This is a genomic window from Cupriavidus sp. UYPR2.512 (assembly GCF_000379565.1).
Classification (GTDB): domain Bacteria; phylum Pseudomonadota; class Gammaproteobacteria; order Burkholderiales; family Burkholderiaceae; genus Cupriavidus.
The window spans coordinates 416902-442264 of record NZ_KB902852.1; the positions used below are offsets into that span (position 1 = coordinate 416902).

Here is a 25363-nt window from a genome sequence, read left to right on the forward strand (position 1 = left end):
TCGCGCGCAGCGTGCCGGCACGGGGCTTGGTGCCCCGGCGTCCCAGTGCACGCGCGTACCGGTGGAGCCTTACGACGGCGCCGTTGTTGCATTGCGGCGTGGCTGCGCCACGCCCGCCGCCCTGTTTCCTGTTCCCCTCCGCAGCCCAATTTCATCTGTTCCGACGACGAGCTTTTTCGCCTGCCATGCCAACAATGTCCGGCCAAGACAGCGACAAACCACATCGGAGGAGACAGACATGAGCAAGCATCCGTTCGACCTGACCGGCAAGGCGGCATTGGTGACCGGCGGCAATGGCGGTATTGGCCTGGGCATTGCCGAAGGGCTGGCCGCGGCCGGCGCCGATATCGCGATCTGGGGCACCAATGCCGACAAGATCGCCGCCGCCGCGGACCGGCTGGCCCGGCATGGACGCAAGGTGCACGCGGAACTCTGCGACGTGGGCGACGAGCACGCGGTCGATGCCGCGATGGCGCGCACGGTGGCGGCGCTCGGCCGCATCGATGGCTGCTTTGCCAACGCCGGCGTCGGCAGCGGCAACAAGGGGCCGTTCGACCAGATGGCGACCGAGGCCTGGCGCCGGACCCTGCGCGTGAACCTGGACGGCGCCTTCTTCACGCTGCGCGCGGCGGTGCGCCAGATGCTGGTGCAGGGCGAGGGCGGCGTGCTGTGCAGCACGGCCTCGGTGGCGGCGATCGAAGGGGCGCCGCGCTCGGAACACTACGCCGCCACCAAGGGCGGCGTGATCTCGATGATGCGCGGGCTCGCCGTCGAGTACGCGCGCAAGGGCATCCGCGCCCATTCGATCCTGCCGGGCTGGATCAAGACCGAGATGACCAGCGTGGCGCAGGCCAATGACGCCTTCCAGGAGATGGTGCACAAGCGCGTGCCGATGCGCCGCTGGGGCGAAGGCAGCGACTTCGCCGGGATCGCGGTGTACCTGATGAGCCCGGCATCGGCCTACCACACCGGCGATACCTTCGTCATCGACGGCGGCTATACCCTGTTCTGAGGCGCCGGGCTTGCCGGCCAGACCTTGCCGCCGCCAACGACATAGGCGCGTTCATCGGCTTGCGGCCGCACCGTGGCATGGCCGGTGAAGGCGCCGAAGGCGGGCAGGATGGCGCCGCGCGGCCCGAACAGGAAGCACGGCAGGCGCAGGCTGTCGGCGCCGCTGCCGCGCAGGCGGCAGGCCGGATGCAGGTGGCCCGCCAGCACATAGCCCAGCGGCGACGCGCCGGGCATATGGCAGAGCGCGAACGGGCCCGCCACGGCGGGCTCGTCCTGCACGTCGATGTCGAGCGACGCGGGCGGGTCGCCGGCGCGCGCGTCGTGGTTGCCGCGCACCAGCGTGCAGCGCAACTGCGGCGGCAGGTCATGGCGCCAGTCATACAACGCCCGCAGCACCGACGGCGTGCGCGCGGCGCGCGCGTGCAGGAAGTCGCCCAGGAACACCAGTTCATCGACCGGCAGCTGCCGCACCAGCCGGGTCAGCAGCGCCAGGTTGTCGCCGGTGGTGCCGTGCGGCACCGGCTGCCCCAGCGCGCGGAAGGCCGCGGCCTTGCCGAAATGCACATCCGCCACCATCAGCATGCCGGCCGCCGGCCACCACAGCGCATGTTCGGGCAGCAGCCACACGGTTTCGCCTGCTGCCGACACGGCAAGCGCGCCGCCGTCCTGCAAGGTGCGGGCATCGACGTTCATAGCAGCGGCAACGGCCTGGACGGCTTGCGCTGGCGCCGCGGCCGGCGCGCGGTGCGGGCGGACGGGCCGGCATGGTCGGCCATGCCAAAGCGCGCGGCCTCGGCCACTGCCTCGGCCGGCATGCCGGCGGCTTCGCCAGGTTCAGGGCCGGCAGCCAGTTCCAGGTCGGCCAGCATCCGTGCGATGCGGTCGGCCAGTTTTTCGGTGCTGAGCTTCTCGCGCAGGAACTCCACCACCAGCGGGAACGACAGCGGCGTGGGCCGCTTCAGCGCGTGCAGGTCGAGCTTCAGCGCTGCCAGCCGCTCCAGCGTCGCGGCAAGCCGGTGCGCGTCCAGCTCCTGCATCAGGACTTCGCGTTCGGCCTGGCCCAGCAGCAGGTTGCCGGGATCATGCTTGCGGAAGACCTCGTAGAACAGGCTCGAAGACGCCTGCAACTGGCGCGCGCTCTTGGGCGCGCCAGGGTAGCCCTGGAAGATCAGCCCGGCCACGCGCGCAATCTCGCGAAAGCGCCGCAACGACAGCTCGCCTGCGTTCAGGCTGCCCAGCACGTCGGCGGCCAGGTCGCGCCGGCGCTCGTCGGCCAGCACCTGCGGCAGCCAGCGGGCCCAGTCCACCGGCGCCGACGCCAGCAGTTCCAGCCCGTAGTCGTTGACCGCGACCGAGAACGTGGCGGGCACCTGCTGCCCCAGCCGCCATGCCAGCAGGCTGCCCAGTCCCAGATGGACGGAACGGCCGGCGAACGGGTAGAGGAACAGGTGCCAGCCCTCGCGCGAGTGCAGCGATTCGGCCAGCAGCGTGCTGCGCGTAGGCAGTGCCGACCAACTCGCCTGCAGGTCCACCAGCGGCTGGATCAGCGGCAGCTCGGGCGTGGAGCGCGGATCCAGCTGCCCGGCCGCGGCGGCGGCGAGGGTGTCGATCACGGCTTCGGCCAGTTCGGTCGACATCGGCATCTTGCCGCCATTCCAGCGCGGCACCACCGGGCGCCTGCCGGTGGCGCGGCGCACGTAGGCAGTCATCTCCTGCACCCGCACCAGCTCCAGCAAGCGGCCGCCGAAGAGGAAGCAGTCGCCCGGTGCCAGCCGCGCGATAAAGCCTTCTTCCACCGTGCCCAGCGAGGCGCCGCCCGTGCCGGCGCGGCTCCAGTAGCGCACCTGCATGGTGGCATCGCTGACGATGGTGCCCACGCTCATGCGGTGGCGCCGCGCCAGCCCTGCGTCCGGCACGCGCCAGACGCCTTCGTCGTCGGGCACGGCGCGGCGGAAGTCCGGGTAGGCCGACAACGTGGCGCCACCCTGGCGCACGAAGTCCAGGCACCACTGCCATTCCTCGTCGGTCAGGCCGCGATAGGCCCAGGCGGAGCGCACTTCCGCCAGCAACGCTTCAGGCCGGAAGCCCCCGCCCAGCGCCACCGTCACCAGGTGCTGCACCAGCACGTCGAGCGGCTTGTCGGGCGACTCGCGCGCCTCGATCCGGCCGGCCCGCACCGCGTGGCGCGCCGCCACAGCCTCGACCAGTTCGAGGCTGTGCGTGGGCACCACCGTCACGCGCGAGGCGCGCCCCGGCGCATGGCCGGAACGGCCGGCGCGCTGCAGCAGGCGCGCCACGCCCTTGGGCGAGCCCACCTGCAGCACGCGCTCCACCGGCAGGAAGTCCACGCCCAGGTCCAGGCTGGAGGTGCACACCACGGCGCGCAAGGCACCGTTCTTCAGGTTCAGCTCGACCCATTCGCGCACTGCGCGGTCGAGCGAGCCGTGGTGCAGGGCGATCTCGCCGGCCCACTCCGGCCGCGCGTCGAGCAGCGCCTGGTACCACAGCTCGGCTTGCGAACGCGTATTGAGAAACACCAGCGTGGTGCTGCTGTGCGCCAGTTCTTCCACCACATGCGGCAGCATCGACAGCCCCAGGTGGCCGGCAAACGGGAAGCGGCTGACGTTGTCGGGCAGCAGCGTGTCGATCACCAGTTTCTTGGGGGTATGGCCATGCACCAGCACGCGCCGCTCGCCGGGCACGCCGCTCAGCAGCACGTCGGCCGCGTGCGGCAGGTTGCCCAGCGTGGCCGACAGGCCCCACACCATCAGCGCGGGCTGCCATTGCCGCAGCCGAGCCAGCGCCAGCTGCACCTGCACGCCGCGCTTGTTGCCGAGCAGCTCGTGCCATTCGTCGACCACCACCATGCGCACGCGCCGCAGGCTCTCGTGCGCGTCGGCGCGCGTGAGCATCAGCGTCAGGCTTTCTGGCGTGGTCACCAGTGCGGTCGGGAAGCGCCGCTGCTGCGCGGCGCGCTCGGCACTGCCGGTGTCGCCGGTGCGCAGCGCGACGGTCCAGTCGACATCAAGCTCGGCCAGCGGCGCCTGCAGCGCGCGCGTGGTGTCGGCCGCCAGCGCGCGCATCGGCGTGAGCCACAGCACAGACAGCGGCGGCGCGGGTTTGTCGTGCGCTGGCGCCGCGCGCGGCGTGGCGAACGCCATCAGCGCGCCGAGCCATGCCGCATAGGTCTTGCCGGTGCCGGTGGTGGCATGGAGCAGTCCGCTCTGGCCGCGCGCGATCGCGGTCCAGACTTCGCGCTGGAAAGCGAAGGGCTCCCAGCCGCGCGCGTCGAACAGCGCCTGCATGCCCTGGGCGACGGTCAGCGGTTGCGCGGCTGGTGTGGCGGGGTCGATGGAAGGCGCCGCCGGCTGGCGCGCGCTGCGGGGCGGGTTCATGCCGCATCCTCCCGCGGCGCGCCGGCAGCCGGCAGCATCGCTTCGAGCGTGGCCAGCGTGTCGGCCTCTTCGATCGGCTTGTCGGTACGCCAGCGCAGCATGCGCGGAAACCGTACCGCGATGCCGCTCTTGTGGCGCCCGCTGCGGGCAATGCCTTCGAAGCCCAGTTCGAAGACCTGCGTGGGCTCGACGCTGCGCACCGGCCCGAATTTCTCCACCGTGGTGCGGCGGATGATGGCGTCGACCGCGCGCATCTCGGCGTCGGTCAGGCCGGAATAGGCCTTGGCGAAGGGCACCAGCGCGCGGCCGGGCGTGCCCGCCGGGGCGTTCCAGACGGCGAAGGTGAAATCGGTATAGAGGCTGGCGCGGCGCCCATGGCCGCGCTGCGCATAGACCAGCACCGCATCGGCCGAATACGGGTCGATCTTCCACTTCCACCAGACCCCGACATCCTTGGTGCGGCCGGTGCCATACGCCGCGCTGGCTGCCTTCAGCATGAAGCCTTCGACACCCAGATCGCGCGAGGCATCGCGCAGGCGGGCATAGTGTTCCCAGTCGTCGGCCTCTACCAGCGGGCTCAGTTCCAGCGCGGGGTGGACGTGATCGGCCACCACCCGTTCCAGCCGCGCGCGGCGCTCGGCTTGCGGCCGGGTCCGCCAGTCTTCGCCTTGCCATTCGAGCAGGTCGTACGCCATCAGGATCGCCGGTGCCTCGCGCAGCAGCTTCGCGCCCAGCGTCTTGCGGCCGATGCGCTGCTGCAGCAGCGCGAACGGCTGCACGCGGCCCTGCTGCCAGATCACGATCTCGCCATCGAGCACGGTGCCATCCGGCAGCGGCGCGGCGGCCTGCTGCAGTTCCGGGAAGCGTTCCGTAATCAGTTCCTCGCCGCGCGACCACAGCCAGGTCTGGCCGCCGCGCCGCACCAGTTGCGCGCGGATGCCGTCCCACTTCCACTCGACCAGCCACGCGCCGGGCGCGCCCAGCACGGCGTCGAACTGCTCGACGGGTGCCTGCAGCGGGTGGGCCAGGAAGAATGGATACGGCTGGCCGCTGGCGCGCAGCGCGCGGTCGTCTTCGTCCTCGGGGGCCAGCAGGGCCAGGAAGCGCGCCGGGTCGGGCCGGGCCGACAGATCGGTGTAGCCGACCATGCGCTCGGCCACGCGCTTGGGATCGATGGTGGCCACCTCGCCCAGCGCGCGGGTCACCAGCAGCCGCGACACGCCCACGCGGAAAGCGCCGGTGATCAGCTTGAACAGCACCAGCCGGCCGTGCGCATCCAGCGGACGCCACAGGGCGTCGAGCCGCGGCAGCAGCGTTTCCGGCGGCAGCCCGCGCAGCGGCAGCAGGCGCTGCTCGACCCATTCGGCCAGGCCGGCGTGGTCGGCATCCTGTGGTTCCGGCAACAGCAGCGCGATGGTTTCGGCGAGATCGCCGACAGCCTGGTAGCTCTCTTCGAACAGCCAGTCGGGCAGATCCGCGGCCTGGCGCGCTAGGTCGCGCAGCAGCGACACCGGCACGATCTGGCGCGGCTTGCCGCCGGCCAGGAAATAGACCGCCCACGCGGCATCCTCGGGCGGCGCGGCGCGCAGGTAGTCGACCAGCGCGGCGAGCCGGGCCTTGGTGGAGGTGGTGCCGTCGAGCGCGGCGTAGAGGTCGGCGAAGGCCTTCATGTCGCGCCCTGTTTCTCGCCCGCGTCGGCGGACGCCGGCGCGTCCGGGCGCGCGGCTTCGTCGTCGTCGCCGTATTCGGTGTCGAAGGCCTGCGCCTGCCAGCCGCGCTCGCCGAGGTAGCGCACCATCACCGGCACGTTGCCGTGGGTCACGATGACGCGGCCGGCACCGGTGGCACCGATGGCGGCGAGCAGCCCGGGCCAGTCGGCATGGTCGGACAACGCAAAGCCACGGTCGACGCCGCGGCGCCGGCGCGTGCCGCGCAGCTGCATCCAGCCGCTGGCGAAGGCATCCGAGGCATCGCCGAAACGGCGCAGCCACGGCGAGCGCTGTGCCGACGGCGGCGCCACCACCAGCGCCTGGCGTAGCAGCGGGCTGCGCGGCGGCAATTCGGAGACCAGCGCTGTCGGCGGCAGCGCCACGCCGGCCTCGGCATAGGCCGCGTTGAGCTGCGTCAGCGCGCCATGCACGATCACCGGGCCGGGCATGCCATCGGCGCCGGCATGCCGCAGCAGGCCGTGCAGGATGCGCTGCGCCTTGCCGAAGGTATAGGCGTAGACGATGCTGGCGCGCCCGGCCCTGGCGTTGGCCTGCCACCAGTCGAAGATCTCGGCCATCAGCGCAGCCTGTGGCGGCCAGCGGTAGATCGGCAGGCCGAACGTGCTTTCGGTGATGAAGGTGTCGCAGCGCACCGGCTCGAACGCGTCGCAGGTGCCGTCGGCTTCGAGCTTGTAGTCGCCGGATGCAACCCAAACCTGCCCGCCATATTCCAGACGCACCTGGGCGGAGCCCAGCACATGCCCGGCCGGATGCAGGCTCAGCGTGACGCCGTGGTGGGTGATGCGTTCGCCGTAAGGCAGGGTGTCGAGGTGGATGCCGGGTAGCCGCGCCAGCAACACCCCGCGGCCAGGCTCGGCGCACAGATAGTGCGCGTGTCCGAAATGGGCGTGGTCGGAATGGGCATGGGTGATGACGGCGCGCTCGACCGGGCGCCACGGATCGATGTAGAAGTCGCCGGGCGGGCAATAGAGGCCTTCCGGCCGGGCGACGACCAGGTCGCCGGGGCGGGCGGATTCCGATGGTAGCTGCCGGATCGAGTCCAAGCGTGCCTCCTGATGCACTGCGGCCGGAGCGTGGCCGCGATGCTCCCGCGGAGGGAGACCTGGGCATCATACTGCGGCGTTGCGCAGGGCATGGAGGCGGTGAGGGCTGGTTCCAGTGTCGGTGGAATCCGACAAAAAAGGCAGACGGCGCAGCCGCCTGCCGCAGGCCTTACAGCACGTCATCCTTCAGGTGATACCAGTGGTACAGCACCCGCTGCCCCAGCCGCCGGAATGGCGCGAACATCTGCGATTCCACCATCTCGCGCACGTTCGGGAACGGCAGCGGCGAGCCGAAGATTGGCAGTTCCGGCAGCGCCGACGACTTGCCGGCGATCAGCGCAGCCAGGCGCTTGCCGGCCTGGGCTGAGTACATCACGCCGTTGCCGCCGTAGCCCATGGCGTAGTAGATCGACTGGGCCGGATCCGGCTGGGTGATGCGCGGCATCATGTCGTGGCTGACATCGACCCAGCCCCACCACGAGTAATCGACCTGGATCCCCTGCAGCGCAGGGAACTTGCGGTACATGTCGCCGATCAGCTTCTGCTTGTACTGCTCCTGCGGCGCGTCGTTGCCGGTGATGGCGCTGCGGCTCCCGATCTGCAGGCGGCCGTCGGGCATCAGGCGGTAGTAATGCCGCAGGATGCGCGTGTCGGTGATGACCTGCGTGGTGCGGAAGTTGCACGCGGCCAGTTCGTCCGCGGTGAGCGGGCGCGTGACGATGGAGTTCGACAGGATCGGGAACAGGCGGTTCTTGAGTTGGCGGTGCAGCGTCTGCGAGGTATAGCCGCCGGTGGCCACGCCCACGGCGCGGGCGCGCACGATGCCGCCGGGGGTGCGCAGGTAGTGCACGCCGTTGCGGGTTTCCCAGCCAGTCACCGGGCTGGACGGATGCACCTTGGCGCCCAGCTCGCGCGCGCGGCGCAGGTAGCCGAAGGCGAGCTTGCCGGCGTGGATGCCGATACCTTCGGGCTCATGCATGGCACCCGCGGCTTCCTTGTCGTCGACATACTCGCGCCGCACGGTGTCGGCATCCATGATTCGTGCGTCGTACTTGAAGACTTCGCGCAGGACTTTGGCTTCTTTTTCCAGCGCCGGCATCACCTTGGCGCGGTGCGCGATATACAGGTGGCCGCCAGGCTGCGGATCGCAATTGATATTCTGGATCAGGCCTTTGAAGGTCTCCATGCCGTCGCAGATTTCTTCATGCAGGCGCAGCGCGGTATCCAGGCCATAGCGCTGGATCCACTGCGAGCGCTTGAGCCGCCCGGACGCGCATTGCGCCTGGCCGCCGTTGCGCGTGCTGCAGCCCCAGCTGACACGGTTGGCTTCGAGCACGGTGGCCTTGATGCCATATTCCTGCGCCAGGAAGATGGCGCAGGTCAGGCCGGTGAAGCCCGAGCCGATGATGGCCACATCCACGTCGATGTCATGCGTGATCGGGCCGTCGTCGGCGGGCGGCTCGCCTGCGGTGCCGATCCAGTAGGTCGGGGCGTATTCGCGGCCATGGCCGGGCGTGGGGGTGTGCAGCGGGTCGTAGGCGGGGTCGTACGGCCGGGTGGGCGCGGTCGACTGCTCGCCGGCCAGGAGGCTGCTGCGGGGGACTACGGCTTGCATGGCGCGTCTCCTCGCTCAGGCTGCGGGTGCTACGACCGGCGGGCGGTCCTTGCGGTACGCGTTCTTCACCGCGATCTTGCCGTCGCGGAAGGTGAACACGTCCACCATACGCGCCTCGATGCGTGCGCCGTCGGCACGGGTGCCGCGGAAGGTGGATTCGCTCACGCCGCGGTCGCCCACGACAAAGTGGTCGCCATCGACCCACTGTGCGTCGGGGAAGGTCTGCCAGGCCAGCTGGAAGCCTTCGCGCACCGCCTCGCGGCCGATGAAGCTGCGGCCCAGCAGGTCGGGACCGGCGACGCCGTGGAAGGCACAGTCATCGGCCATGAAGCGCATCAGGGCTTCGATGTCGTGGCGGTTCCAGGCGTCGTTGAAGGCCTGCAGCAGTTCGATGCCGGCGGCGGTGGGTTGGTGCTGGGACATGGCTTGGTCTCCTGAGTGTTGTCTGCCGGCACCGTCAGCAGGTCCGGCCATGACTCGAGAATAGGGAAGCCGCGCGCGGCGCTGTAGCGCCAGTTCCGGACAATCGCTTGGGCCAGCGGCGGGAGACACCGCCGCGGGCCGGCTCAAGCCGCGGGACGGACCCGGGAAGGGGCCACGGCAATGGTCGTGGCGCCGCCGGCAGTGGCTTGCAGCTCACGCGCCACGCCCGCCAGCACGCGGATGCCGGGCTCGATGCGGTCCAGCGAGATCGACGAATAGCCCAGCCGGAAGCCGTTGCGCGGCGCGGGCTCGGCCATGAAGAAGACACTGCCGGGTTCGATCAGCACGCCCTGCAGCTCGGCCAGCCGCGCCAGCGCATCGGCATCGAGCCATGGTGGCCCCTCGATCCAGCATGAGGCGCCGCCGGCGATCGGCACCGCGCGGAAGTCAGGCATATGCGTGGCCAGCGCCGCCAGCACCGCTTCGGCGCGCTCGCGGTGCGCGGCCGCCAGCCGGCGCAGGTGCGCGTCATAGTGGCCCAGCGACAGGAACAGCGAGAACGCGCGCTGGATATACGCCGACGGATGCCGCAGCATCAGCCGCCGCGCGCCGCGCAGCTCGGCGATCAGTGCCGCCGGCCCGACGATATAGCCAATGCGCAGCCCCGGCGCCAGGCTCTTGGACAGGCTGCCGACATAGATCACGCGGTTGCTGCGGTCCAGGCTCTTGAGCGTGGGCGTGGGGTCGCCTTCGAAGCGGCTTTCGCTTTCGTAGTCGTCCTCGATCAGCACGAAGTCCGCTTCCTCTGCCTGGCGCAGCAGGGCCTGGCGGCGCGCCAGCGGCATGGTGACGGTGGTGGGGCACTGGTGGCCCGGGGTCACGTAGACGTAGTCGCAGGCGCGTTGCGCGTCAGACAGGGTCAGGCCGTCGCCGTCGACCGGCAGCGGCACCAGGTGGGAGGTGTGCGAGCCAAAGATATTGCGTGCGTCCGGATAGCCGGGGTCTTCGATGCCCACCGGCGTGTCGGGGCTGACCAGCAGGTCGGCCAGCAGGTAAAGCGCCTGCTGTGCGCCCACGGTCACCACGATCTCGTCGGCCCCGGCCCACACGCCGCGGCGCGGCAGCACGCGGGTGCGGATCTGCTGCACCAGTGATTCATCGTCGCGCAGGATCATGTCCTGGGCCCAGTCGTGGATGTCGAGCACGCTGAGCGCCTTCAGGCAGCATTCGCGCCAGTCCGCGGTGGGGAACAGCACCGGATCGTACTGGCCGTAGATGAAGGGGTAGGGGTAGTCGCGCCAGTTGGCGCGCTTGACGATATTGCGTTGCTGCGTGGGGCGGAACACAAAACGCCGCTCCCAGTTCGGCTCGCCCGAGCGGGCGGGCACCGGCTCGCCGCGCAGCGACGCCACGCCGCTCACGCGTGTGCCCAGGATCTCCGGGTTGACGAAGTAGCCGCTGCGCTCGCGCGCCACCAGATAGCCTTCATCGACCAGCTGCTGGTAGGCCAGCACCACCGTATTGCGCGCCACGCGCAGCTGCGCCGACAGCTCGCGGCTGCTGGGCAGCGGCTCGCCCTGCGGCAACTGCTCGTCAAGGATGGCCGAGACCAGCATCTGGCGGATCTTGCCCTGCAGGCTCAGGCCCGAGTGGGCATGCTGCTGGAACAGCTGGGACCAGAGGGTGGTGGGAGACTTCAGGCTCATAGGGCAGGGGCGTTGCCTTAATGGCGAAGCGCGCCAGCATACCGCGCCGGCGCGCCACGTCAGTCATGGTCAGTCATCAATACTCGTGCAGGTCCGGGCGCGGCATCTCTGCCAGCGGCACTACCGGATCCACGCTGCCTCGAAACAGTTGCCGCGCGGCGTAGGCCACCAGCAGGACGCCCAGGCTCACCACACCCAGCGCAAGCGGCGTGCGCTGGTCGGGGATGAAGGCCATCGCCACCACGATGCCGATCATGCCGGCGATCGCCAGGTAGGTGAGGTACGGGTAGCACCACATGCGCACGCGCAACTGGCCTGGCGCTTCGCGCTCCAGGCGGGAACGCAGGCGCAGCTGCGAGATCGCGATCAGGATGTAGACGAAGATCGCCACCGTGCCGTACGAGTTCACCAGGAAGGCAAACACCGTATCCGGCGAGACATAGGACATCACCACCGCACCGTAGCCGAACAGGGTCGCCACCAGGATGGCGCGCACCGGCACGCCGTTGCGGCTCACGCGGGCCAGCGACTTGGGTGCGTCGCCACGGCGGGTCAGCGCGAACAGCATGCGCGACGAGGCATACAGGCCCGAGTTGAGCGCCGACAGCACCGCGGTCAGCACGATTGCGTTCATGATCTGCGCAGCGGCCGGCACGCCCATCACGTTCAGCGCGCTGACGTACGGCGTGGCGATGCTGGAGGAGTTCCACGGCACCAGGCAGACGACCAGCAGGATCGAGCCCACATAGAACAACAGCACGCGCGTGATTACCGAGCTGGTGGCCTTGGCCACGGCCTTCTGCGGCTCGGAGGTCTCGGCGGCGGCAATGGTGACGATCTCGGCCCCGAAGTAGAAGCCTGTGGCGGCCACCGCGCCGGTCAGCACCGGCACGATGCCGTGCGGCATGAAGCCGCCGTTGACGGTCAGGTTGGCCACCTGCATGCCATGGGCGCCGGGGGCCAGGCCCAATACGTAGACGCCGGCGACGAACAGGAACACCATGATCGCGGCCACCTTGATCGACGCGAACCAGAACTCGAACTCACCGAAGGACTTGACCGACACCAGGTTGGTCAGCGTCAGCATCACCAGCAGCACCAGGCTGATGATCCAGTTGGGCACGTCTGGCAGCCAGTAGCGCACCAGGTCGGCGCCGGCCACGGCTTCCAGGGCCACCACGATGACCCAGAAATACCAGTACATCCAGCCGGTCAGGAAACCGGCCAGGTTGCCCACTGCCGGGCGGTCGCGCCAGGCTTCGCGTGCATACTCATAGAAACCGCCGGTGCCGGGCATGGCGCAGGCCATCTCGCCCAGCATGCGCATCACCAGCACCACCAGCAGGCCGGTGATCAGGAAGGAAAGGACCGCGGCGGGGCCGGCGGACTTGATGACGACGCCGCTGCCGACGAAGAGGCCTGCGCCGATCACGCCGCCGAGCGCGATCATGGTCATGTGGCGTTGCTTCAGGCCGTGGGATAGCCCGTTGCCGGACTCTGGTTGTTGGATCATGTTGTGTCTCCTGTGCTGCGCTTGCTGTCGGTACTGCGTTGCAGCCAGTACAGCGTTTAAGGCAGGTGCCACGGCTTCTCTTGGTATAGATGGCAGGGCAGTAATTGCCAGCCTGGGGCCGTGGTCGGTCAGTATTTGCAATCCCGGGGGAGGGATGGCCTATCCGTACATGTCGACTTGTCTCCGGTGATCGCTTAAAAAATGGAACTAGAAGTTCCGAAAAATTGTTCTTTCACTGGAATGTAGGCCGTTCGCAGGCGAAGGTCAACCAGAAGTTTCGATAATTGATATGATTTGACTCTGAAAATGAAACTTACCTATGATGGAGCCAGGCATGAACGATATGCGCCTCGCCAAAAGTGACGCCAAGCCGGATGGAGACACGCCGGCACTGCGTTTGTTCGGCCTGCTCGAAGTCATCGCGGAGAAGGACCAGTCCTTCAACCTGCAGGCGCTGGTGGAAGAAACGGGACTGCCCAAGCCCACGCTGCACCGCATGCTGCAGCAGCTCGAGGCCGCGGGCCTGATCCAGCGCAACGGCGACGGGCGGCAATACGGCACCGGCCTGCGGCTGCGCCGGCTGGCGGAGAACCTGTTGCTCAACAGCACCTCGCACGGTGCGCGCCACATGGTGCTGCGCCGGCTGGTGGAAGAGGTGGGCGAGAGCTGCAACCTGACCGCGTTCTCCGGCGGCGAGGTGCTGTACCTGGATCGCGTGGAGACGGCGGCGCCGCTGCGTTTCTACCTGCACCCGGGCTCGCGCGTGCCGGCGCACTGCTCGGCCACGGGCAAGCTGTTCCTGGCGCAGCTGGCGCCGGCGCAGCGCCAGCGGCTGCTGGCCAATGTGGAGCTGGAACGCTACACGCAGAACACGCTGACTGACCACGGGCAGCTGGAAGCCGAACTGGAGCGCGTGAAGCGCGACGGCTACGCGATGGACGATGAAGAGTTCCTGCCGGGGCTGGTCTGCATCGGCGTGCTGGTGCCGGCAGTGGACGGTGGCAAGTCCAACCTGGGGCTGGCGCTGCAGGCCCCGGTGATGCGCGTGACGCGCGACAAGGTGCTGCAATTGCTGCCCGCGCTGCAGCGTGCGGCAGGCGTGCTGGCGGCGATCGAGGCCGACAGCGCCGGCAACTGGCAGGGCGGCGCGGAAGAGGACGAATAGCGCGCACGGCGTCACGCGGACTGCTCCGCTTGCCGCAGTGCCGATGGCATGGCGACAAGCAACAAGGAGCATGAGGTGACGCAAGACCAGTTTGGCAAGCCGGACCGGATGATTCCGGTGCGCAGCGTGTTCGGCATTGATTCCGGCCTGATGGTGCCGGCCTTCAGCGAGCGCGACGACCACGTGCCGGAGATCGATCCGGCCTACCGCTTCCAGCCCGAGGTCACGCTGGCCATCCTGTCCGGCTTCATGCGCGACCGGCGCGTGATGGTGCAGGGCCTGCACGGCAGCGGCAAGTCGACCCATATCGAGCAAGTCGCCGCGCGGCTGAACTGGCCCTGCGTGCGCGTCAACCTGGACGGGCATATCAGCCGGCTGGACCTGGTCGGCAAGGATGCCATCGTGGTGCGCGACGGGCGCCAGGTCACCGAATTCCAGGAAGGCATCGTGCCGTGGGCGCTGCAGCGCCCGGTGGCGCTGATCTTCGACGAATACGACGCGGGCCGCCCCGATGTGATGTTCGTGATCCAGCGAATCCTGGAGCGCGACGGCAAGTTCACGCTGCTGGACCAGAACCGCGTGATCCGCCCGCATCCTTCCTTCCGCCTGTTTGCCACATCGAATACCGTGGGGCTGGGCAACGTCAACGGCCTCTATCACGGCACCCAGCTGCTCAACCACGCGCAGATCGACCGCTGGAACGTGGTAGCCACGCTGGACTACCTGCCGCATGAAGAGGAGGCCCGCATCGTGCTGGCGCGCGTGCCGGAACTGGACAACGACACCGGGCGCGCGCTGGTCGATGCGATGGTGGCGCTGGCCGGGCTCACGCGCCGCGGGTTTGCCGCCGGCGATGTGTCGGCGCTGATGTCGCCGCGCACGGTGATCAGCTGGGCCGAGAACTGCCAGATCTTCCGCGACCCCGCGCTCGCGTTCCGGCTGACTTTCCTGAACAAATGCGACGAAGCCGAGCGGCCGGTGGTGGCCGAGTACTACCAGCGCTGCTTCGGCCACCTGCCGGGTGAAGCCGCCGGCGTGAGCGCCGAGTCGGAGCCTGCGCGATGAGCGCGGCCACGGTCGCGCAGCAGTTGCGCCGGCGGCAGCGGCAGGATGCGCTGTCCGGCGCCGCGGTGCGCGCGATCACCGGCGATGCGGCGCTGCATTTCCGCGACGGCCAGCTCTGGCGCGCGATGCGCCCGGTGCCGCAGCACGCGCCGCACTTGCGCACGGACCTGGAAACCGACACGGCTACCTGCCTGCGCGGTGCGGCCGATGGTGCCGCCCTGCGCCAGGCGCATTCCGATGCCGCGCTGCATCGGCAGCTGTGCCCGGCAGATCCGGTCGAGCGCCTGGTCTTCGAGCTGCTGGAGCAGCTGCGTTGCGAGACCCGCCTGCCGCGCGGCATGGCCGGCGTGGCGGCCAACCTGCGCCACCGCTTCATGGCGTGGTCGCGGGCCTTCCATCGTTCCGGGCTGACCGAGGGGCACCTCGGCATCCTGCTCTATACCATGGCGCAGGTGTCGTGGTCGCGCCTGACGGGGGAGCCGGTGCTGGAAGAGACCGAAGACCTGATCGAAGCCACGCGCGCCGCCATCGTGCCGGTGCTGGGCACCGCGCTGGCCGGCCTGCGCGCGCAACGCCACGGCCAGGCCGCCTACGCCGCGCACGCACTGGCGCTGGCCCGCGCGGTGGCGCAGATGATCCGTACCGAAGCTCCGCTTGCCGGCGAAGACGACGACAACGCGGCCTCGGCAGCGCGCGCCGGGTTTGCGCTGTGGCTGGATTTCGACGAACCGCCGGCGGAAGAATTTGCGCTGGCCGACAGCGGCCACAGCCGCGTGCTGGCCGACGCCACCGACGGCTACCGCGTCTTCACCACCCGCTACGACCGCGAAGTGCGCGCCGCCACGCTGGTGCGCCGCGCCTTGCTGGACGAGTACCGCACGCGGCTCGACGCACGCATCGCGCGCGCGGGCGTGAACATCGCCCGGCTGGCGCGCCGGCTGCGCGCTGCGCTGTCGCAGCCGCGCGTGGACGGCTGGTCCTTCGGCGAGGAAAGCGGCCGCATCGACGGCCGCCGCCTGGCGCAGCTGGTCAGCTCGCCTGCCGAGCGCCGGCTTTTCCGCCAGGAAGCGCACAAGGCCCATGCCGACTGCGTGGTCGGCTTCCTGGTCGATTGCTCCGGCTCGATGAAGGCGCAGGCAGAGCCGCTCACGCTGCTGATCGACCTGCTTACCCGCGCGCTCGACCAGGCCGGCGTGGCCACCGAGGTGCTCGGCTTCACCACCAACACCTGGAATGGCGGCCGCGCCCGCGCCGACTGGCTCGCGCGCGGCCGCCCGCAGCACCCCGGCCGCCTCAACGAGACCTGCCACATGGTGTTCAAGGACGCGCAGCGCAGCTGGCGGCGCGCGCGCACCGACCTCACCGCCTTGCTCAAGGCCGACCTGTTCCGCGAAGGCGTGGACGGCGAGGCGGTGGACTGGGCCTGCGCGCGCCTGCACGCCAGCGGCAAGGCGCGCCGCATCCTGGTGGTGGTGTCGGACGGCAGCCCCATGGATACCGCGACCGGGCAGGCCAATGATGCGTGCTACCTGGACAACCACCTGAAAGCGGTGGTGGCGCGGCATGAGGCGCTGCGGGATGTGGAAGTGCTGGGGCTGGGAGTCGGGCTGGACCTGAGCCCCTACTACCGGCATACGTTGGCGCTGGACCTGTCGCAGCCGGTGGATATGGCGATGCTGGATGAGTTGGCGGGGCTGGTAGGGGCAAGGCGGCGCTAAAGGTACGGTTTCAGCTTCTCGCTTGTACGCGTTCCGCGTACAACGTCTGAAATTCGTACGGAATGGTCCGTTGATATGCCTCCACGAACGCAGGCGTTTCGGGCGGAGTTCTTGCCGCTAACTGGATTGGAGCCGTAGGTCCAATGCTCTGAGCAGCCGCTGCAGCCATCTCCGGCGGCCCCTCGCCCTCGCAATCACACCCGCACAGCTTCCCTTGGCTGCCACGACACCGCGATATCCCCATCGATAAAAGTCTGACAGGCCAGCCGGAACCCGGCGGCAAGCTCCGCCTCCGCCAGCAGCTTCTTTTCCTTCGGCTTGATCGCGTCGGTGTGTTCGTGGCCCTTTTCAATGCGGCATTTGCAGGTGCCGCACAGGCCGCCGCCGCACTTGAAGGGGATGCCGCCCTGCTCGCGCAGCGACACGCGCAGCAGGTTGCTGTTGGGCGGTGCGCTGACCGTCTTGCCGTGGTTGGTAAGAAAGGTGATCTGGATCATGGCGATGAATGCGTTGCGGAATGCGTCAGGTGCCAGCGTGGGGGCCGGGACGTCAGGATCGCCCGCCCACGGCGAGCGGCGTGGGCACCAGGGCGATGTCCATGCTGCCGAAGCTGGCCAGCTTGCGTAGCGCGGCGCGGGCGGCCTCCAGCGTGGCGTACTTGTCGAGGAACTTGGTCGACACCAGGTTGACGATGCCAGGCGGCGTTTCTTCCAGCACCCGCACCTTGGTGTCGGCGGCCAGTTCGGCGATGACAAAGCGCGCGGTGCGCTTGCCGTAGAAGACATAGTCGTACGCCTCGACCGCAGTCATGCCCGCGGTCGGCTCGGTGCGGAACTGGCCCGGGCGGCTGGTGAGAAGGACGAACATGTCAGGCGTCCACGCTGACCGTGGCCAGGCTGGCGCCAGCTGGTGTCGTGTCTGGCAGATCGTCCTGCGCCAGCTCGATGTCGTGCTCGATCCAGAGCTGGCAGGCAAGGCGGTAGCCCTGTTCGAGCCGGTCGCCGAGTTGCTTCTTTTCCTTCCAGTTGGGCGGCGGCAGGTGCTCGGCGCCCGCGAGCACGCGGCAGGCGCACTTGGAGCACTTGCCCATGCCGCACTCATAGCGCAGGTTGGGGTAGGGAAACTGGCGGATGCCTGCGCGGACCACCAGGTTGCTTTGGGGTTTGACCTCGTCGATAAAGGTCTGGCCGTGCTTGTGGAAAGTGATCTTTGGCATGGTGCAGTCCGCGGAAGTTGGGGATATCGGATGGGCGTGGCGGCGCTGGCAGCCGCTTACGACCACAACACCATGGCGGCCACGGTGGAGCAGGCCAGCCCGATCAGCACCGGGATCAGCAGCGCGCGCACCGCGTCCAGCACCGGCACCCGGGCGAAGCCGGCCACCGCGATCAGCGACGACCACGCCACCAGCGTGCCGCCGCCGGTCCAGACCGCGCCCATCTGGCCCACTGCCGCCAGCGTGGCAGGGTCGAAGCCCACCACCGGGCCGAGCGCGCCGGCCAGCGTGCCGGTCAGCGGCAGGCCCGCGAAACCGGAGCCGTCGATGCCGGTGATCATGCCGACGATCAGCACCCCGAAGGCGACCAGTACGTGGTTGTCCGGGATCATGTGCTGGTATGCCTGGATCAGCTCGAACAGCAGGCTGGGCGCCTTGCCCGGCGGCAGGCCGAGGATCTGCGCGGCGGTTTCGCCAGCGCCGACGAAGAAGAAGCCAGCGATCGGCAGCACCGAGCCCATCGCCTTGAAGGCGAAGACGAAGCCGTCGGTGATGTGCTCCGGGCATACGTCGAGCATGCGGCGCGGGCCTTCGGCGGCCAGGGTCGCCAGTATCATCAGCAGCGCCGCGACGCCGCCGACCAGCGCGGCCGCGTCGCCGCCCTTGAGGTCCTGTACGCCTGTGCCCAGCTTGGGCAGCACCATGACGGCGACCACCGTGAGAAAGGCGACTGGCGTCACGATCGCAAAGCATTTCGACCACTTCACCCGGCGCCGCGCCACCATCGACAGGCTCGCCTCGATGTTGCTGTCGGTGGCCAGCGGCTCGGCATGGGCGGTGCCCTTGGCGATCTCGGCCTTGTCAAAGGTGCCGCCGTCCACCGGCTCGGCGGCGCCGCCGGCGCGTGCCTGCCAGCGGTCGAGCAGGGTGCCGCAGGCCGGCACGATATGTTTGCGCATCGACAGGTAGGCCAGGCACAGCGCAATGGTGCCCGTGATGATCGACAGCGCCAGCGCGCGGTCGGCCACCACGGCAGCGCTCACTGCCGCACCGGCCGCCTTGGCGCTGATGCCCGGCGCCACCCCGATCACGTAGTCCGACGACAGCGCCATGCCCTGGCCGGCGATGGCGATCGCCATCGCGCCCGCCAGCGGCGGCAGCCCCGCGGCGATGGCGGCCGGCAGCAGGATGGCCGACACCAGCGGCACGGCCGGCGTCGGCCAGAAGAACAGCGAGATGACGTAGGTGATGCCCGCCAGGATGAAGAAGGCCGAATGGCCGTTCTTCATCACCATGCGGAAGGGCTCCACCATGCGGATGTCAGAGCGCAGCGTCTTGAGCGCGTTCAGCAATGCGGTCATGAACGCGATCACGAGAAAGATATTGAACAGTTCCTTGGCGGCTACCAGGCTCGCGGAAAACACCCCGGCCAGCGCCGTGACCGGGCTGCCGGTGAGCGCGAACACAACCAGGGCAGTGCCGACGATGGACGGTACGACAACATTGGCGCGCAGGATCATCGTCAGCACGATGACCGCTACCCCTGACAGATAGATCCAGTGCGCGGCACCGATCACGACTTGTTGTGACATGAAGACTCCCTGGGGGCAGAGGGGTGGTGGGGGCGGGTTCGCGGTGAGTCCGGAAGCCGTTTCGGTATACTATATTCCGATATGAAGTCGCGCCAAGCAGTTTCTTATCCGGGGTTACGCGAATACCAGTTCGGTGCAAGTTGACTGGAAGTCGCCCAATTGTTGGGATTACGGGTTCTCTGGCTGGCCTCTCGGTGGTGCATGAGTTTACGGCAGTTTTGCCTGGCTTCGCCACTATGTGTAGACTGTATACCATTTGGCGGGGACTAAGCTGAAGCCAGCAGGCATTATGAGCATGAGGCGTGCCTGGAATGCCGGAATCGTCCGCCTGGCTCGCATCTTCCGTCCGCCCTTGTCACACGCTGTCTCTTCCCGCCGCCATGACCGTTGCCCCGCCCGCCGCGTTGTTCTCACTGCTTCCCGCCGGACTTTCCATACCGGCTTACCTGTGGATGGGGGCGCTCGTCTTCGCGGGCGCGTGCCTGCAAGGCGTGGGCGGGATCGGTTTCGCGATGCTGTCGGCGCCGCTGGGCGCCATCTTCTTCCCCGATCTCGTGCCGGGACCGCTGCTGGCGATGGGCTGCTGCCTGTCGCTGATGGGCGCGGTGCGCGAACGCGAGGCGATCGCCTGGCCCATCGCCGGCTTCGCCCTCATCGGGCGGGCGGTCGGCGGGGCGGTGGCGGTGCTGACCATGGCATGGCTGGCACCGGGCCCGCTCGCGGTGCTGTTCTCGCTCTCGGTCCTGGCCGCGGTGGCGTTGAGCCTGCTCGGCTGGCGCCTGCTGCCGTCGTCGCGCAACGTTGCCATTGCCGGCACGCTGTCCGGGTTCATGGGAACGATCACCTCGGCCGGTGCGCCGCCGTTCGCGCTGGTGATGCAGCACATGGCGCCCGCGCCGATGCGCGCGACGATGGGCTGCATCCTGTCCGGCGGCGCGGTGCTGTCGCTGGCCATGCTGACCGTGGCCGGGCGCTTCAGCTGGCAGCAACTGATGCTGGCGGCAGCGCTGATGCCTTTCGTGCTGGCCGGCTTCGCACTGTCGAACCGGCTGCGCGGGCACGTCTCGCCCGGCGCTGTGCGCCGCCTGCTGCTCGGCCTGTGTGCGGCGGGTGCGCTCGGCGTGCTCGGCCGCGCGGCCATATCGTAGCGATTCCTGTGGCGGCTGGCCAATCCCCCTGTGGCCGGCCGTCTCCCTTCCTGAAGGTCCCCAGCCTTACCCAACTAGCGGAGCTCCCATGCAGCACATCACAGACGCGATGATCGACGCCCACGTCAGCCCGGAAGATGCCCGGCAAGTCATGGAGGCAGCCTTTTCCAGCTTTGGGCGCGGTGACGCCGCAATGCAGGAGCGCATCCGCACCGAGGCGGGCGGCGTCAAGCTGTCTACGCTGGGCGCGGTCATCCCGCAGCAGGGCGTGGCGGGGGCCAAGGTCTACACGACCATCAATGGCCAGTTCTCCTTTGTCATCCTGATCTTCTCGGCAGAGGATGGCCGTCCGCTCGCTTCATTCGATGCCGGTGCCATCACGCGGCTGCGCACGGCCGCCTGCACCACGCTCGCCGCGCAGCGGCTGGCGCGGCCAGGTGCGCGCACACTGGCGCTGTTCGGCGCGGGCACGCAGGGCGCGCAGCACGCCCGCCAGCTCAGCGCCACGCTTGGGCTGGAGCGCATCCTGGTGTCCGATCCGCACGCCGATGCCGGCATGTCCGCGCGGCTGTCGGCGCAATGCGGCATCCCGGTTGCGCTGGCCGAGCCGGATGCCGCCGTGGCCCAGGCCGACATCGTCGTCACGGCTTCGCGCGCCACCACGCCGCTGTTCAGCGGGGCGTCGATCCGCCCTGGCGCCTTCGTTGCCGCCATTGGTTCCAGCCTGCCGCACACGCGCGAACTGGACGACACCGCGCTGCGCCGTGCCGCCGCTGTGGTGGTCGAGTGGCGCCCGCAATCCACCCGCGAGGCTGGCGACATCGTGCTGGCCGATCCACGGGCCCTCCCGGCAGGGAAGATCGTCGAACTGGGCGAGGTCGTGCTCGGGAAGGTGTCGCCGCGGCAGCGGGACGACGACATCGTCATCTACAAGTCGGTCGGCGTCGGGCTGGAAGACGTTGCGCTGGCGGGCTTCGCGTGGTCGCGCATGGCCGGCGAGGCGGGGCGTCGCGCGGCCTGAGTGCCATCACCCGGCCTCGATCTGGGTAAACCCCTATGTGATCAGTCAACGAAGTCCTTGTCGCCGGTAGCTGAGTGTATATAGTATACATTCATGCAGGGGCCGCCCGATTCGCGACGCGGCCCCCGGCATTCACCGAATCGCCCCACATCGCCAACAGGAGCCTCCGTCATGGCCGAACTGATGAACCGCGAAGCATTCCGTGCCGCCCTCGAAGAAGCTATCAAGGGCAAGAGCGCCAACAAGGCGCCGTTCAGCGTGGCCTGGGCCAGCGGCAAGCTGACCCGTGCCCACCTCGCACGCTGGGCCGAAAATCACTATCACTACGTCGGCCCGTTCGCGGATTACCTGGGCTACATCTACGCCCGCACGCCGGACCGGTACACCGAAGCCAAGGACTTCCTGCTCGCCAATATGTACGAGGAGGAGATCGGCGGCGACCGCCATACCGACCTGCTGATCCGCTTCGCCGAAGCCTGCGGCACCACCCGCGAGCGCGTGACCGACCCCGACAACATGTCTCCCACCACCCGTGGCCTGCAGAGCTGGTGCTATGCCGTGGCCATGCGTGAAGACCCGATCGTGGCCGTGGCCGGCCTGGTGGTCGGGCTGGAGTCACAGGTGCCGTCGATCTACCGCAAGCAGACCCCGACGCTGCGCGACAAGTACCAGTTCACCGATGAGGAGGTCGAGTTCTTCGACCTGCATATCGTCTCGGACGAGATCCACGGCGAGCGCGGCTACCAGATCGTGCTGGAGCACGCCAATACCCCGGAGTTGCAGCAGCGCTGCCTGAAGATCTGCGAGATCGGCGCCCAGATGCGGCTGCTGTATACGACGGCGCTCTATCACGACTACGTCGAGAAGGAGCTGCCCCTGCCCGAACTCGATATGGCCGCCTGACCGGCGCCGCGCAAACGGATCGACAATGAACGTTTTCCTGAACCATATCGACGGCGAATGGACGGCCTGCCAGTCGGGCCGCACCTTCGACAACGTCAACCCGGCTGACACTGCCGATATCGTGGGCCGCTTCCAGGCATCGTCCGCGGTGGATGCGCAGGCGGCCGTCGCCGCCGCGGCGGCTGCGTTTGCCGGCTGGAAGAAGACCCCGGTCGGCAAGCGCGCCGCCATCCTCAACCGCGCCGCCGACCAGCTTGAGGCCAATGCCGACAGCATCGCCGCCGAACTGACCCGCGAGGAAGGCAAGGCGCTGGCGCTGGCGCGCGACGAAGTCCTGCGTTCTGCTCAGACGCTGCGCTTCTATGCCGTGGAAGGGCAGACCTTTACCGGCGAGGTGTTCCCGAACGACGACCCGGACCAGCTCGTCTACAGCCAGCGCGAGCCGCTGGGCGTGGTGACGGTGATCGCGCCGTGGAATTTCCCGGTGTCGATCCCGGCCCGCAAGATCGCGCCGGCGCTGGTGACCGGCAACACCGTGGTGTTCAAGCCGTCGTCCGAGGCGCCGCTGTCGGGCTACCGGCTGGCCGAGGCGCTGGTCAAGGCCGGCCTGCCCAAGGGCGTGCTGAACTTCATCACCGGCAGCGCGGCGGAGATTGGCGCGGCCATCACCGAGGCCGCGGCCGTGCGGGCGATCTCGTTCACCGGCTCGTCGCGCGCCGGCGAGCAGATCCATCGTGCGGCGCCGCTGACCACGCGTACGCAGATGAAACTGGGCGGCAAGAACCCGCTGATCGTGATGGAAGATGCCGATCTTGACCGCGCCGTCGACCTGACCATCAAGGGCGGCTTCTCGCTTTCCGGGCAGGCATGCACCGGCACCAGCCGCGTGCTGGTGGCCGAATCCGTCAAGGCCGCGTACACCGCGCGGCTGCTGGCGAAGGTGGCGACGCTCAAGGTCGGCAACGGCATGACGGCGGGCATGGACCTGGGGCCGCTGGCCTCGCACAAGCAACTGGAAACGGTGCTGCGCTACATCGACATCGGCAAGTCCGAGGCGACGCTGCTGTGCGGCGGCGCGCGCCTGGCCGGCGGCGATTTCGACAAGGGCTACTACGTGGCGCCGACGGTGTTCACGGACGTGACCCGGCAGATGCGGATCGCGCGTGAGGAAATCTTCGGACCCGTGATTGCCATCCTGGGCTTCTCTGACTATGCCGATGCCATCGCCAAGGCCAACGACACGGAGTACGGCCTGGCTGCGGCTATCGTCACCAGCAACCCGCGCTACATCCACCACTTCGCCACGGACATCGAGGCGGGCACGGTCAAGATCAACCGCACCACCACCGGCAACCTGGTCAACGCGCCGTTCGGCGGGGTGAAGCGCTCGAGCACGTCGACCTTCCGCGAGTCGGGCCGTACCGGGCTGGAGTTCTATACGCAGGTCAAGACGGTCTACCGCGGCGCCTGAGCCCGGCCGTTGCAAGGAGCCATACACATGAAGAAAGCCATCAAGCTGGAACTGCGCGAGGCGCGCCATATGATTGCGGCGGCGATCCGGCGCTCGGAGGAAATCGGCGTGCTGGAGTCGATCTGCGTGGTTGACGAGGGCGGCTACCCGCTCGCGCTGGAGCGCATGGACGGTGCCCGCATCACCGGGCCGCAGATCGCATGGAACAAGGCGTTCACTGCCGCCGGGCACAAGCGCTCCACCCATCTGTTCACCACGCCGCCCAACGGGCCGGCGTTGCCGGGCAACGAGGCCTTCGGCATCCAATGGAGCTTCGAAGGCAAGTTCGCCGCGTTCGTGGGCGGCTTCCCGATCGTAGTCAACGACGAGGTAATCGGCGGCATTGGCCTGTCGGGCGGCAACGGCGAGCAGGATACCCAGGCCGGGGTGGCCGCGCTGCAGGCGCTGGCCGAACTGCTGGGGCCGCAGGAGCTGAAGGTGCTGGTGCAGGCCGATATCAAGAAGTAAGGAAAGCGGGCGCCAGCCGCCCGCCACCATGTCGAACATACGCGGAGCTTCCATGTCGTACCGCATCCAGATCGCCGAAACGCAGCAAGTCTTTTTCGTTGACCGCGGCGAGACCCTGCTGCAGGCCGCCGGGCGCGCCAGCATCGCCTTGCCGCACGACTGCCAGCTGGGCGGCTGCGGCACTTGCCGCATCCGCCTGCTCGACGGACAGGTGCGGTATGAGGAAGAACCGTTCGGCCTGGCACCGGACGAGGCCGCCGCCGGCTATGCGCTGGCCTGCCAGGCGCAGCCATTGGGCGACCTGGTTATCAGCACGGCGCGCGAGGACGAGGCCTGCGCCGCACCCGCGCGTTATCAGGCACTGGTGCAGGCCGTGCGCCCGTTGTCGGCAGACGTATTGCATATCGAACTGGAGGTGCCGGACGCGGGTGCGCTCGACTATCGCCCGGGCCAGTACCTGAAGCTGCTGAGCCGGGACGGACGCGCGCGCAGCTTCTCGATGGCCTCGGTGCCGCGCGGCGGACGGGTCGACCTGCACGTGCGGCGCATCCCGGGCGGCGCCTTCACCGACGGCATCCTGCCGCAAATGAAAGCGGGCGACGCGATTGACGTCGAACTGCCGCTCGGCTCCTTCTTCTACCGCGCCAGGGATTACCGGCCGCTGCTGATGGTGGCCACCGGCACCGGCCTGGCGCCGATCAAGGCGATCCTCGAATCGTTGATGGACGATCCCGACTGCCCGCCGGTGTCGCTCTACTGGGGCATGCGCCAGCCGGAAGACCTGTACCTGCACGCCGATATCCCCGCCTGGGGCGAACGGCTGTACGACTTCCGGTACGTGCCGGTGTTGTCCCGCGCCGGCGCCGCGTGGCAGGGCCGGCGCGGCTACGTTCACGACGCGGCGCTGGCTGACGCGGGTGATCTGAGCGAGCACGCTGTCTATTTGTGCGGCTCACCCAACATGATCCGCGATGCGCGCGCTGCCTTCCTCGAGCGCGGGGCTAGTCCGGCGCACATTTACGCAGACAGCTTCACCTTCCAGCAGGATGGATAAGACATGAAAGTATACCGGCGGGAGCGTGGTATACAATGACGGCGAGACCGTCCGCCATCGTTTTTGC

At 68.7% G+C, this 25363-nt stretch carries 22 protein-coding genes; 10 read left to right on the forward strand and 12 right to left on the reverse strand.

Features of this window, described 5'->3' with window-relative positions:
• Nucleotides 1–238 precede the first annotated feature (238 nt).
• A complete protein-coding gene (locus tag A3A5_RS0101875) occupies nucleotides 239–1012 on the forward strand; it encodes an SDR family NAD(P)-dependent oxidoreductase (RefSeq protein ID WP_018308965.1) in 774 nt (257 codons plus the stop codon).
• Here the strand turns inward: A3A5_RS0101875 and pdeM are convergent.
• The 8 genes from pdeM to A3A5_RS0101915 all read right to left on the reverse strand — a co-directional run bounded on the left by pdeM (nucleotide 997) and on the right by A3A5_RS0101915 (nucleotide 12436).
• Nucleotides 997–1704, reverse strand: a complete 708-nt coding sequence (pdeM, locus tag A3A5_RS0101880) for a ligase-associated DNA damage response endonuclease PdeM (protein ID WP_018308966.1) — start codon at nucleotides 1702–1704, stop codon at nucleotides 997–999. The two genes, A3A5_RS0101875 and pdeM, sit on opposite strands and share 16 nt — an antisense overlap.
• Nucleotides 1701–4406: a ligase-associated DNA damage response DEXH box helicase gene (locus A3A5_RS0101885; RefSeq protein WP_018308967.1), complete on the reverse strand. Its 2706-nt coding sequence runs from the start codon at nucleotides 4404–4406 to the stop codon at nucleotides 1701–1703. Before A3A5_RS0101885 ends, pdeM begins: the two co-directional genes overlap by 4 nt.
• Nucleotides 4403–6076, reverse strand: a complete 1674-nt coding sequence (locus tag A3A5_RS0101890; protein ID WP_018308968.1) for an ATP-dependent DNA ligase — start codon at nucleotides 6074–6076, stop codon at nucleotides 4403–4405. Before A3A5_RS0101890 ends, A3A5_RS0101885 begins: the two co-directional genes overlap by 4 nt.
• Complete coding sequence (locus A3A5_RS0101895) at nucleotides 6073–7179, reverse strand: ligase-associated DNA damage response exonuclease (protein ID WP_018308969.1); 1107 nt, start codon at nucleotides 7177–7179, stop codon at nucleotides 6073–6075. The genes A3A5_RS0101890 and A3A5_RS0101895 overlap by 4 nt, the downstream gene beginning before the upstream one ends.
• Nucleotides 7180–7348: 169 nt before the next feature.
• Nucleotides 7349–8794, reverse strand: coding sequence for an FAD-binding oxidoreductase (locus tag A3A5_RS0101900; RefSeq protein WP_018308970.1), 1446 nt, complete (start codon nucleotides 8792–8794; stop codon nucleotides 7349–7351).
• Nucleotides 8795–8809: 15 nt separating this feature from the next.
• Nucleotides 8810–9217, reverse strand: coding sequence for a nuclear transport factor 2 family protein (locus A3A5_RS0101905; RefSeq protein WP_018308971.1), 408 nt, complete (start codon nucleotides 9215–9217; stop codon nucleotides 8810–8812).
• 143 nt (nucleotides 9218–9360) lie between these two features.
• Nucleotides 9361–10923 carry a PLP-dependent aminotransferase family protein gene (locus A3A5_RS0101910; protein WP_018308972.1) on the reverse strand — a complete coding sequence of 521 codons (1563 nt, stop codon included), beginning with the start codon at nucleotides 10921–10923 and terminating at the stop codon, nucleotides 9361–9363.
• 76 nt (nucleotides 10924–10999) lie between these two features.
• The gene (locus A3A5_RS0101915) at nucleotides 11000–12436 is read right to left on the reverse strand and encodes an amino acid permease (protein ID WP_018308973.1); all 1437 of its coding nucleotides are present in this window, start codon (nucleotides 12434–12436) and stop codon (nucleotides 11000–11002) included.
• A 334-nt stretch (nucleotides 12437–12770) separates the two neighbouring features.
• Here A3A5_RS0101915 and A3A5_RS0101920 point away from each other — a divergent pair, with 334 nt between their 5' ends.
• The 3 genes from A3A5_RS0101920 to A3A5_RS0101930 are packed head-to-tail and all read left to right on the forward strand — an operon-like array spanning nucleotide 12771 to nucleotide 16384.
• Nucleotides 12771–13601, forward strand: a complete 831-nt coding sequence (locus A3A5_RS0101920; RefSeq protein ID WP_026200352.1) for an IclR family transcriptional regulator — start codon at nucleotides 12771–12773, stop codon at nucleotides 13599–13601.
• 48 nt (nucleotides 13602–13649) lie between these two features.
• On the forward strand, nucleotides 13650–14666 hold the full coding sequence (locus A3A5_RS0101925; RefSeq protein ID WP_018308975.1) for an AAA family ATPase: 1017 nt from the start codon (nucleotides 13650–13652) through the stop codon (nucleotides 14664–14666).
• Nucleotides 14663–16384: a cobaltochelatase gene (locus A3A5_RS0101930; protein WP_018308976.1), complete on the forward strand. Its 1722-nt coding sequence runs from the start codon at nucleotides 14663–14665 to the stop codon at nucleotides 16382–16384. Before A3A5_RS0101925 ends, A3A5_RS0101930 begins: the two co-directional genes overlap by 4 nt.
• 194 nt (nucleotides 16385–16578) lie before the next feature.
• Here the strand turns inward: A3A5_RS0101930 and A3A5_RS0101935 are convergent, their stop codons facing one another.
• From A3A5_RS0101935 to A3A5_RS0101950, 4 genes are read right to left on the reverse strand one after another with little or no spacing between them, the layout of a single operon-like run.
• Entirely contained in the window at nucleotides 16579–16881 is a 303-nt protein-coding gene (locus tag A3A5_RS0101935; RefSeq protein ID WP_018308977.1) for a 2Fe-2S iron-sulfur cluster-binding protein, read from the reverse strand.
• A gap of 52 nt (nucleotides 16882–16933) precedes the next feature.
• A complete protein-coding gene (locus A3A5_RS0101940) occupies nucleotides 16934–17251 on the reverse strand; it encodes a hypothetical protein (protein ID WP_018308978.1) in 318 nt (105 codons plus the stop codon).
• Nucleotide 17252: 1 nt separating this feature from the next.
• Nucleotides 17253–17600: a 2Fe-2S iron-sulfur cluster-binding protein gene (locus A3A5_RS0101945; RefSeq protein ID WP_018308979.1), complete on the reverse strand. Its 348-nt coding sequence runs from the start codon at nucleotides 17598–17600 to the stop codon at nucleotides 17253–17255.
• A 56-nt stretch (nucleotides 17601–17656) separates the two neighbouring features.
• Nucleotides 17657–19192 (reverse strand): hypothetical protein, encoded by a 1536-nt coding sequence (locus A3A5_RS0101950; protein WP_018308980.1) that lies wholly within the window; start codon nucleotides 19190–19192, stop codon nucleotides 17657–17659.
• Between the two features lie 452 nt (nucleotides 19193–19644).
• On the opposite strand from A3A5_RS0101950, the gene A3A5_RS0101955 reads away from it, so the two are divergent.
• The 6 genes from A3A5_RS0101955 (at nucleotide 19645) to A3A5_RS0101980 (ending at nucleotide 25296) form a co-directional block, all read left to right on the forward strand.
• Entirely contained in the window at nucleotides 19645–20340 is a 696-nt protein-coding gene (locus tag A3A5_RS0101955; protein ID WP_018308981.1) for a sulfite exporter TauE/SafE family protein, read from the forward strand.
• Nucleotides 20341–20428: 88 nt separating this feature from the next.
• On the forward strand, nucleotides 20429–21361 hold the full coding sequence (locus A3A5_RS0101960; RefSeq protein ID WP_018308982.1) for an ornithine cyclodeaminase family protein: 933 nt from the start codon (nucleotides 20429–20431) through the stop codon (nucleotides 21359–21361).
• 171 nt (nucleotides 21362–21532) lie between these two features.
• Nucleotides 21533–22264 carry a TenA family transcriptional regulator gene (locus A3A5_RS0101965; protein ID WP_018308983.1) on the forward strand — a complete coding sequence of 244 codons (732 nt, stop codon included), beginning with the start codon at nucleotides 21533–21535 and terminating at the stop codon, nucleotides 22262–22264.
• A 25-nt stretch (nucleotides 22265–22289) separates the two neighbouring features.
• Nucleotides 22290–23735, forward strand: coding sequence for an aldehyde dehydrogenase family protein (locus A3A5_RS0101970; RefSeq protein WP_018308984.1), 1446 nt, complete (start codon nucleotides 22290–22292; stop codon nucleotides 23733–23735).
• A 27-nt stretch (nucleotides 23736–23762) separates the two neighbouring features.
• On the forward strand, nucleotides 23763–24242 hold the full coding sequence (locus tag A3A5_RS0101975; protein ID WP_018308985.1) for a heme-binding protein: 480 nt from the start codon (nucleotides 23763–23765) through the stop codon (nucleotides 24240–24242).
• A 52-nt stretch (nucleotides 24243–24294) separates the two neighbouring features.
• Entirely contained in the window at nucleotides 24295–25296 is a 1002-nt protein-coding gene (locus A3A5_RS0101980) for a 2Fe-2S iron-sulfur cluster-binding protein (RefSeq protein ID WP_018308986.1), read from the forward strand.
• Nucleotides 25297–25363: the final 67 nt, after the last annotated feature.

Excerpts from the sequence above, each read along its gene's own strand:
- A3A5_RS0101900 (WP_018308970.1), bottom strand. The coding sequence starts at position 8,794 with ATGCAAGCCGTAGTCCCCCGCAGCAGCCTCCTGGCCGGCGAGCAGTCG.
- A3A5_RS0101915 (WP_018308973.1), bottom strand. The coding sequence starts at position 12,436 with ATGATCCAACAACCAGAGTCCGGCAACGGGCTATCCCACGGCCTGAAG.
- A3A5_RS0101890 (WP_018308968.1), bottom strand. The coding sequence starts at position 6,076 with ATGAAGGCCTTCGCCGACCTCTACGCCGCGCTCGACGGCACCACCTCC.
- A3A5_RS0101960 (WP_018308982.1), top strand. The coding sequence starts at position 20,429 with ATGCAGCACATCACAGACGCGATGATCGACGCCCACGTCAGCCCGGAA.
- A3A5_RS0101975 (WP_018308985.1), top strand. The coding sequence starts at position 23,763 with ATGAAGAAAGCCATCAAGCTGGAACTGCGCGAGGCGCGCCATATGATT.
- A3A5_RS0101905 (WP_018308971.1), bottom strand. The coding sequence starts at position 9,217 with ATGTCCCAGCACCAACCCACCGCCGCCGGCATCGAACTGCTGCAGGCC.
- A3A5_RS0101925 (WP_018308975.1), top strand. The coding sequence starts at position 13,650 with ATGGCGACAAGCAACAAGGAGCATGAGGTGACGCAAGACCAGTTTGGC.
- A3A5_RS0101945 (WP_018308979.1), bottom strand. The coding sequence starts at position 17,600 with ATGCCAAAGATCACTTTCCACAAGCACGGCCAGACCTTTATCGACGAG.
- A3A5_RS0101930 (WP_018308976.1), top strand. The coding sequence starts at position 14,663 with ATGAGCGCGGCCACGGTCGCGCAGCAGTTGCGCCGGCGGCAGCGGCAG.
- A3A5_RS0101910 (WP_018308972.1), bottom strand. The coding sequence starts at position 10,923 with ATGAGCCTGAAGTCTCCCACCACCCTCTGGTCCCAGCTGTTCCAGCAG.
- A3A5_RS0101970 (WP_018308984.1), top strand. The coding sequence starts at position 22,290 with ATGAACGTTTTCCTGAACCATATCGACGGCGAATGGACGGCCTGCCAG.
- A3A5_RS0101940 (WP_018308978.1), bottom strand. The coding sequence starts at position 17,251 with ATGTTCGTCCTTCTCACCAGCCGCCCGGGCCAGTTCCGCACCGAGCCG.
- pdeM (WP_018308966.1), bottom strand. The coding sequence starts at position 1,704 with ATGAACGTCGATGCCCGCACCTTGCAGGACGGCGGCGCGCTTGCCGTG.
- A3A5_RS0101920 (WP_026200352.1), top strand. The coding sequence starts at position 12,771 with ATGAACGATATGCGCCTCGCCAAAAGTGACGCCAAGCCGGATGGAGAC.
- A3A5_RS0101965 (WP_018308983.1), top strand. The coding sequence starts at position 21,533 with ATGGCCGAACTGATGAACCGCGAAGCATTCCGTGCCGCCCTCGAAGAA.
- A3A5_RS0101875 (WP_018308965.1), top strand. The coding sequence starts at position 239 with ATGAGCAAGCATCCGTTCGACCTGACCGGCAAGGCGGCATTGGTGACC.
- A3A5_RS0101980 (WP_018308986.1), top strand. The coding sequence starts at position 24,295 with ATGTCGTACCGCATCCAGATCGCCGAAACGCAGCAAGTCTTTTTCGTT.
- A3A5_RS0101955 (WP_018308981.1), top strand. The coding sequence starts at position 19,645 with ATGGGGGCGCTCGTCTTCGCGGGCGCGTGCCTGCAAGGCGTGGGCGGG.
- A3A5_RS0101885 (WP_018308967.1), bottom strand. The coding sequence starts at position 4,406 with ATGAACCCGCCCCGCAGCGCGCGCCAGCCGGCGGCGCCTTCCATCGAC.
- A3A5_RS0101950 (WP_018308980.1), bottom strand. The coding sequence starts at position 19,192 with ATGTCACAACAAGTCGTGATCGGTGCCGCGCACTGGATCTATCTGTCA.
- A3A5_RS0101935 (WP_018308977.1), bottom strand. The coding sequence starts at position 16,881 with ATGATCCAGATCACCTTTCTTACCAACCACGGCAAGACGGTCAGCGCA.